The sequence below is a fragment of the Sulfurovum sp. bin170 genome, assembly GCF_010892395.1.
GTDB lineage: Bacteria > Campylobacterota > Campylobacteria > Campylobacterales > Sulfurovaceae > UBA1140.
This window is the reverse complement of sequence record NZ_JAACKB010000014.1, coordinates 1-7044: the sequence shown is the minus strand read 5'-3', so window position 1 is coordinate 7044 and position 7044 is coordinate 1. Positions and strand designations below refer to the sequence as shown.

At 36.3% G+C, this 7044-nt stretch carries 7 protein-coding genes; 4 read left to right on the top strand and 3 right to left on the bottom strand.

Going from position 1 to position 7044, the window contains the following annotated elements; all coding sequences use genetic code 11:
• Both GSY74_RS00430 and GSY74_RS00425 read right to left on the bottom strand, forming a co-directional pair.
• On the bottom strand, positions 1-494 hold a 494-nt coding region (locus GSY74_RS00430), incomplete at its 3' end, for a hypothetical protein (RefSeq protein WP_164663131.1).
• 271 nt (positions 495-765) lie between these two features.
• Complete coding sequence (locus tag GSY74_RS00425; RefSeq protein WP_164663130.1) at positions 766-2757, bottom strand: TonB-dependent receptor; 1992 nt, start codon at positions 2755-2757, stop codon at positions 766-768.
• Positions 2758-2844: 87 nt separating this feature from the next.
• Between GSY74_RS00425 and GSY74_RS00420 the strand changes: the two genes are divergently transcribed.
• On the top strand, positions 2845-3672 hold the full coding sequence (locus tag GSY74_RS00420; RefSeq protein ID WP_164663129.1) for a sensor histidine kinase KdpD: 828 nt from the start codon (positions 2845-2847) through the stop codon (positions 3670-3672).
• On the opposite strand, the gene GSY74_RS00415 is transcribed toward GSY74_RS00420, so the two are convergent.
• Complete coding sequence (locus GSY74_RS00415; protein ID WP_164663128.1) at positions 3652-4527, bottom strand: glucosaminidase domain-containing protein; 876 nt, start codon at positions 4525-4527, stop codon at positions 3652-3654. The genes GSY74_RS00420 and GSY74_RS00415 overlap by 21 nt on opposite strands.
• Before the next feature lie 298 nt (positions 4528-4825).
• Between GSY74_RS00415 and acpP the strand changes: the two genes are divergently transcribed.
• The 3 genes from acpP to GSY74_RS00400 form a co-directional block, all read left to right on the top strand.
• Complete coding sequence (gene acpP, locus GSY74_RS00410) at positions 4826-5059, top strand: acyl carrier protein (protein ID WP_164663127.1); 234 nt, start codon at positions 4826-4828, stop codon at positions 5057-5059.
• Positions 5060-5260: 201 nt separating this feature from the next.
• A complete protein-coding gene (locus tag GSY74_RS00405; RefSeq protein ID WP_164663126.1) occupies positions 5261-6478 on the top strand; it encodes a beta-ketoacyl-ACP synthase II in 1218 nt (405 codons plus the stop codon).
• A gap of 9 nt (positions 6479-6487) precedes the next feature.
• A partial coding sequence (locus GSY74_RS00400; protein WP_304948050.1) for a carboxyl transferase domain-containing protein occupies positions 6488-7044 on the top strand: 557 nt, incomplete at its 3' end.

Sequence of the window (7044 nt, the reverse complement as noted above, 5' to 3'; positions counted from 1 at the left end):
CTATCTCTAAGTGCTTTTGAGTGTTTGATAGGACACCAAAACTGTTCGGTTCTAGCAGAAATTTCTCGAACATAGGCGATGACACCATTAAAATATTCACAATACCAGCAGTTTATCTTCTCCACTTTGTCAAGATAAAAGAGCCTATACCTACCTATGACTACATAGTCACTTCGTTTGATTTTTGGGATTTTATAGATAGGAAAACAGACCCATTGATATATGGTTATAAGCAGGTCGATGATAGCGATTGGCACAATCATTGACCAGATAAAAGGTATGGTGAAAATTGCCAATACAGGAAAAGAGGATAGATACCGAATAGAGCTAATTATCTTTGATTTGCCCTCTTGTATAACATGATGTTCAAATTGAACTTTTCCATTTTCTATTTTGTAGAAAAACTCCTTTTCTCTCTTCTTAATCTCATCTACTAGTTCATCCTCAAGTGTTTTTATCTCGTCTATTATCTTATTTATCTTTTTATCTATCATCTTTTAATCCATTTTATGAAGTGAAATTATCTACTCTCTATTATAGTTGTTCATTGTTAAAAATCTCTTTATTTAATTTAGTTATTTTTTGAAAGTTGTCTTGATTTTTGAGGTAGTATAGAGAGGATGCTCACGAAAAGACCATCAATGTCGCTATCAATAGACTACGGAAAAAGATAGACCCTGATGGCTCAAAAGAGTATATTGTGCGGGGGGGTTGGGTATAAAGTTGGTGTAACCTTTTTGATATGGTTACACTAAAGCATAGACTCTAAAACCGATAAGTTCCGTTGAGATACATGTACCGCCCCGGTTCATTCATCAACATACTCTTATCTCCACCAACTAGCGTCAAATCTTTTTGACTATTAGAGACTGTATAAGTTTTGTCAAAAATATTATCCATTCCTAGCGTAATATTTAGAGCTTCTGTCATCTCTTTATCCCACTTGAAATTAACAACAGTATATCCATCAATCTCCTGTTCACCATTGTCACTGTCGATTCTATTCCAATCATCACGGGCTACTAGTTCCAGTTTTGCTACGGCTGTATCAAACATATAGGTTGCACCAAGTGTCATTTTCATAGGGGTAATATCGACTAAATCTTTGTCTGTTTGTCCTTGTGGTAGGTCATCTTTTTTACCCACGGTATAGGCTAAACCATAGTCAAGAGTAATCGCATCATTTGCCAAATAGCTACCACTAAGCTCTGCACCATAGAGGGTTGCGTCTATATTGGTAAAGTTGTTTCCACCTGTTTTCATACCGTTATAGTAGATATAATCTTGCAGTTTACTATAGAAAAATTTTGTCTTAAGGGTGGAGTTGGCGAAATCTTTTTCAAATCCTAAATCAGCTTCATAGTTGGTGGTCTCATTTAAGTTGGGTGTACCTATCTCTACTCCCATTTTATCTTTGTAGTAAAGCTCTCTTGGGTCAGGCACTCTGGTTGACTTTCCTATGCCCATATAGTATTTTAGTGTGCGATTTGCTTTGATAGTAGCAAAGATGTTTCCTGTGACTCCACTATAATCATTGGATTGTTGTATACCTGTTGGGGTGACGGTGCTATCATCATATCGAAGCCCACTCTCGATGGTAGCTGAACCTAATGTAAACTTGTCTTTGATAAATAGAGCTTGGTTTTTGGTATTGACATCATAGATACTGCGAAATTTATCCGCAGGAAAAGGTTTTTCATTTTTATAATATGCCCCATCCCAGTTTCTCAAACTATAATCCAAACCAGCAACCAACTCATGCTCATCAATATCAAAGCTATTTTTCATCTTAGCCCCTTGCATCTTAGTCGTTAGTGCATGGGTAATCACCCCGTTTGCCACGGATGATTTTCGATAACGAATCGACATAGGGTGGTCTACTTCTGTCTGATAGACCTGCATCTCTAGTTTTTTAGAAATATCTCCGATATTGTCTATACGATACTCAATATTGTAGAGGTCAGAGTCATCATAATCAGCATCCATTGGTGTGCTTGGGTAGAGTACATTATCACTTCTATTGGCTGTATAGCCTAATCTCAACTCTTGGTCATCTGTAATATCCCAAAAGAGTTTTGCCATAGCTGATTTTCTCTCATAGGCATCCCTATCACTTTGGTTAGGAAGATAAGCCATACCTGCCAATGGTGTACCATCTACCTGATTGGCGAGTTGCTCGGCAAAGTTATTACCATCTCCATCTTTGTATTGTCCTCCCTCCTCTTTTGAAGCAGAGACTAGGACTTTGATACTTCCTATACCACCACTGGCACTAACGGTTGCTTTTTTATAGTCATAACTCCCTACATTGATAGTCACTTCACCTGCAAACTCCTCTTGTGGTTTTCGTGTATTGATTTTTATCTTGCCACTTAGTGTTCCAAAATCCTCTACATCAAAAGCCCCATGTGTTATCTGAACCTCATCAATATTTTGGGTCATCACATGTGAAGTGGGTGGGTCCATTCGGTTGGGACAGGCTCCACACACCTTCATTCCATCTACGATAACATTGATATTGTCTCGTTTTTGACCTCTAAATACTATATCATTGGCGATACCACTTCGCCTAATCATGGTCATACTAGGGGTACTTTGACTTAATGCCTCTGCTAAGTCTGATGATTTCAACTCTTCACCATAAACATCGGCGACTACCTCTGTGCCGATTCGTTCAGTGACATTGATATCTTTTAATTTCTCTGCACCTTGAAGAACTGCAACAGATGCTAGGGATAGATAGATGGTTCTCTTCATTGATAAACTCCTCTTATGTTCATAATAAGTTATTATAGAGGAGTTTTGTTAATTTAGTGTTAAACAAATCATAGATATTATGTCTATATGAAAAAACAGATATGGATAGCAACACTGCTTTATACACTCTCTATTATATTTTTATTGGGACTGCTTTATACTTTTTTGAGTAGTAAAATGGAGTTTATTGTAGCTAGTCTATTGATTATAGTTCTCTCCTTGGGTTTTGGTTATATATTGAACAGCTATATTTTAAGTCAAAAGTTTAAAATAGATGAGAATCTTCTGCATCTAACAAGAGAGATACTGCATGAGCTAAATATCCCAATCTCCACTATACAAGCAAACACTGCACTACTTAAGAGGACTCTAAAAGATAATGAAAAAGCTCTAAAACGATTGAGTCGTATAGAGGATTCATCTAAGAGGTTAGAGCGACTCTATGCAGAGCTTATTTATAGTATTAAAAAAGAGATACACTCTGTTGAAAAAGAGTTGTTTAGGGTTGATGAGTTGATAGAGGAGAGGGTGGCTGTGTTGAGGTTACAGCAGAGAAATCCTTTCTTATTATATATAGAGCCAGTTGTGATAGTTGTTGATAGAATTGGTTTTGAAAAAATGTTGGATAATATCTTGACAAATGCGATGAAATACTCCGATAAACTAGAGCCTGTTACTATAAGATTAAAAGATAATATTTTGACTATTGAAGATAGAGGTATAGGTATGGATGAGGTGGAGTTAATCTCTATATATGAGCGATATTATCAGTCTGATAGTGCTGTTCGTGGTGAGGGGATTGGTTTGGCTCTTGTCAAAGCCTATTGTGATGATGAGAAGATAAAGATTTGGATTAGTTCCCAAAAAGGAGAGGGAACTAAAGTGAGTTTGGATTTAGTAAAAGTTTCTTGTTAGGTACATTTTATCTATTTGAAACTCATCAAAATCTTCAAGATTATTAGCAATAATAAATTTTCTAAGTTTTTTTGTATATTGACCTCTTAGTTCACAGTAGTTGATTAGGTATGCAACTAGTTTTAATGGGTCTTTTGTGATGTCTCTCTGTTTTCTAAAGCTCTTATAAGCTCCTCTTCCAATTGTTACAAAGTAGTCATCAATAGCATCACTAATAGAGCTATATTTTCTAAGATAGATGGCTTTGCCATTTCTAGTCTCTTTTGCTCTCATTCGAGGTTCATTTTTGCTGACAGACCACATACCAAATATGTTTTTACCCTCTTTGAAGAATCTTGACTCTCCCCAACCCGACTCAATTGCCGCTTGAGCCAATACAATACTAACAGGATGAGTTTTCATACGAGATAGAAGCTCTTTACCGTTATCAGTTCTATATTTTTTATAGAGTTTATCTAAAAATATCAAATCATCTGAAGTTGGATTAACCAATTGAAGAATCTCTTCTACTCTTGCTCTTTTGACTTTTAGTTTCTGTTTACTAATCAAAATAGCAGGTAGCATCATGTGGAAAAATTTCTGTTTTTTCTCTGAGACTTGGAGCTTATTCAACGATACAGTAGTTGTATAGTTAATAGGTTTAATCATCTTCTCTTTAAAAATAGTAATATCTTTTGGAGAATTAATTTTTCTATTCATAGTTACAGCTAATTTATTAGAAGAAGTTTCATCTTCTTGGTATAAATTAATATTGCTCTCTTCCTCTAGCGTATAAGTGATATCTTCTATATACGCATTGTCCAGTGAAAATGTAGTAATTGTGACGCTTATAAATATTAAAAAATATTTAATCATGTTGTGTTACCTTATTCGAAAAAATTTGAAAATTATACAACTTTAATCTTAAAATAAAATAATTTTACTCAAAATATACCCTATATATAGAGTGTTTAAGAAAAAATTCAACAAATTTGTAACACTCTATTTTTTTTAGTCTATTTTTTATACTTATATAGTGTAAGTGTTTTTTACTGTAAATAAGTTTTTTGGGAAAAATTACATTTAATTAAATTATAATTTTTACAATAGTAATTAGTTTTTAGCTTTTTTTGCTATACTTACGAGCATAAAATTAAACGATTAGGAGAGTGTCATGGCACTATTTGATGATGTAAAAGAGGTAGTTGTAGAGCAACTAAATGTGAGTCCAGATGAAGTAAAAATTGAGTCTAAGTTCGTAGAGGATCTTGGTGCTGATAGTCTTGATGTTGTTGAACTAGTAATGGCCCTTGAAGAGAAATTTGATATAGAGATTCCTGATGAAGATGCAGAAAAAATTGCAAATGTTTCAGATGCAATTAAATTTATTGAGAATATTCAAGCATAGATTTGAGTAGGGGCAGACCAGTGTGTCTGCCCTAAATAAAATATATTTGAGAATTTATTAGACTTCTTGCAAAACTAGGAACCGATGGCTTTAGCCTCGTAATATTCGGGACTAAAGTCTCCGATTCCAAGGAGTTCTGCAAGAATTTTATTTAGTATATATTCTGATATATATCTTAAGAACGAATGAACAGGAGATAGCGTGAAACGAGTAGTAGTTACTGGCTTAGGGATGATTAATAGTGTAGGACAAGACAAAGAGACGGCATTCTCTGCTATTTTGGATGGGAAGTGTGGTATCAAAGAGATTGAGCTTTTTGATATTGAGAGATTCTCTGTAAAAATTGCAGGTGAAATTGTCGGTTTTGACCCAAATGAGGTAATGAATCCAAAAGAGGTCAAAAAAGCTGACAGATTTATTCAACTTGGTATGAAAGCTGCAAATGAAGCGATGGCGGATGCAAATTTTGCTGATGATATAGATATGGAGAGATTTGGTATCTCATCTGCATCTGGTATTGGTGGATTGCCAAATATTGAAAAGAACTCTGTAATCTGTGAAAATAGAGGTCCTAGACGAATCTCTCCATTTTTTATCCCTTCGTCTCTAGTTAATATGTTAGGTGGATTTATCTCTATTGACCATGGGATAAAAGGACCAAATCTCTCTTGCGTAACAGCGTGTGCAGCAGGAACCCATGCTATTGCAGAGGCTACCAAGACTATTATTCTTGATGGTGCAGAGCAGATGTTAGTTATTGGTGCAGAGTCGGCAATTTGTGGTGCAGGAATAGGTGGATTTGGTGCGATGAAAGCGTTGAGTACGAACAATGATGACCCACAAGGTGCATCGAGACCATTTGATGCAGATAGAAATGGTTTTGTAATGGGTGAGGGTGCGGGAGCATTGGTTCTCGAAGAGTATGAGTCTGCCCTAAAAAGAGGTGCAAGAATCTATGCTGAGGTAGTTGGTTTTGGTGAGAGTGGTGATGCGAATCATATCACAACACCTGTACCAGAGGGACCGCTTCGAGCGATAAAAGCGGCACTTAGAATGGCTGGGGATATTAAGATAGACTATATCAATGCTCATGGAACTAGTACTGCTGCGAATGACAAGAATGAGACAGCAGCGATAAAAGAGGCATTTGGTGGAAAAGAGAACTGCCCACCTGTTAGCTCAACAAAGGGGCAGATAGGTCACTGTCTAGGTGCAGCAGGAGCGATTGAGGCTGTCATATCTATTATGGCTATGCGTGATGGTAAACTTCCTCCAACAATTAACTATACAACTCCTGATGCAGATTGTGATTTGGATTATATTCCTAACAAATCAAGAGATGCAGAGCTTAATGCAGTTATGAGCAATTCGTTTGGTTTTGGTGGAACAAACGGAGTTGTAATCTTCAAGAAAATATAAGGGTATGCTATGGCAACTTATTTAGAGTTTGAAAAAAAAATTGAGCAGATTCAGCAAGATATTGACTCTGCTAAAGCGAGAGATGATAAGTATGCTCTGGAGTCATTTGAAGAGGCTTTAGAGAAAGAGGTGGCTAAGACTTTTGGTTCCTTAAGTGATTATCAAAAACTACAATTGGCTAGACATCCTGACCGTCCATACTCTTTAGATTATATCCGTTTTATGATGGAAGATGCGTATGAGATTCATGGAGATAGAGCTTTTCGTGATGACCCTGCGATACTCTGTTATATCGGTTATATTGATGGTCAGAAGACGATGCTAATAGGTGAGCAGAAGGGTCGTGGAACCAAACATAAACTAAAAAGAAATTTTGGTATGCCAAATCCAGAGGGGTATAGAAAAGCACTTCGTGCGGTGAAACTTGCTGAGAAGTTTAATATTCCTGTGCTTATGCTTATAGACACCCCTGGTGCGTACCCAGGGCTTGGAGCAGAGGAGAGAGGGCAGAGTGAAGCGATTGCCAAAAATCTTTTTGAATTTACTTCTGTAAAAGTGCCTATGAT

Coding starts and splice junctions, on each gene's coding strand:
- GSY74_RS00415 (WP_164663128.1), bottom strand. CDS start 4,527: ATGATTAAATATTTTTTAATATTTATAAGCGTCACAATTACTACATTT.
- GSY74_RS00420 (WP_164663129.1), top strand. CDS start 2,845: ATGAAAAAACAGATATGGATAGCAACACTGCTTTATACACTCTCTATT.
- GSY74_RS00425 (WP_164663130.1), bottom strand. CDS start 2,757: ATGAAGAGAACCATCTATCTATCCCTAGCATCTGTTGCAGTTCTTCAA.
- acpP (WP_164663127.1), top strand. CDS start 4,826: ATGGCACTATTTGATGATGTAAAAGAGGTAGTTGTAGAGCAACTAAAT.